The sequence below is a fragment of the Streptomyces humidus genome, assembly GCF_014649655.1.
GTDB lineage: Bacteria > Actinomycetota > Actinomycetes > Streptomycetales > Streptomycetaceae > Streptomyces > Streptomyces humidus.
Map to the genome: position 1 here is coordinate 1 of NZ_BMTL01000145.1, position 997 is coordinate 997.

Genomic DNA, 997 nt, shown 5'->3' on the forward strand with positions numbered 1-997 from the left:
GAGCCTGGAAGGTCTACAACTGCCCGACGAGGAGATCAGTTTCCTGCCCTCAACGGTCTTGCCTGCACCAAGCGTCGCGTCAAGACTGAGTCACCCATTTCCTGCAGACGGAGCGGAGAGCGCATGTCTGGCGAGCGGATCCCCAAGGCGAGGAGACGGGCCCTTCTCGTAGTCGCAGTTGCTGTGGTTCTCCTGATCAGCGTCTACGCCGCGGTGGGCGCCATGCGTCGTGGGCTGGAGTTTGAGGTGTCGGTAAACTCCTACAACCCAAGGGATGACCGCAGGGTCATCGACGCGCGCGTCGAGATGCATCCCGACTTTGAGGTCGTGCGCACGTTCGCTGATTTCCAGAGTGATCGTGTGATCTTGCACGTAGTCGCACGGCAGCCGACATTGTCGTGGTCGGGTGGCGATTACGCGGACGTGCGATGGGTGCCCGTGAGGCTTGACAAGCCGCTCGGCGACCGGCAGGTGCTAGATGCTGTCAGCGGCAGCCCTGTGCCACGAATCTGATCCGTCGGCCGACAACAGCCTTGATCTTTGGAAGCAGCGCCTGCGAAGCTGCCGGAGCAGTGGCCCACGGAAGAGGAGCCGCCGGGCCATCCACGGGCCAGTAGCCATCGCGCCGAGCGGTCATAAGCGGGCACGAGGCGTAGGAGTGCCGGCCACCACGAGCCGGCCTTTCGGGCATCACGACCGATTGAGCGCGCTCTTCCAAACTGACGGTGCGGGTTCGATTCCCGTCGCCCGCTCCAACAGCCTCCGGCCCAGGTCAGAGGCTGCATCCCCCGATCCTGGGCCGGTCGGCTACTCCCCCGCTCCGATCTTGCGGGCCATCCGTGGGCCATTAGCTGCTCTGGCCGCCCTTGCCTCGGGTCTGCCGGACGATCCGCCGGTCCATGGCCGAGGCGATCTCGCGGTCCCGCTCGCTGGTTGCGTGCTGATAGATCAACGCCGCTCGCATGCTCGCATGCCCCATTCGCTGCATCAGCTCGCG

The 997-nt window shown here is 64.9% G+C and carries 1 protein-coding gene; it reads left to right on the top strand.

Features of this window, described 5'->3' with window-relative positions; all coding sequences use genetic code 11:
- The first annotated feature begins 123 nt into the window (after positions 1–123).
- Positions 124–513: a hypothetical protein gene (locus tag IE239_RS41470; protein ID WP_141722445.1), complete on the top strand. Its 390-nt coding sequence runs from the start codon at positions 124–126 to the stop codon at positions 511–513.
- The last annotated feature ends 484 nt before the right edge of the window (positions 514–997 follow it).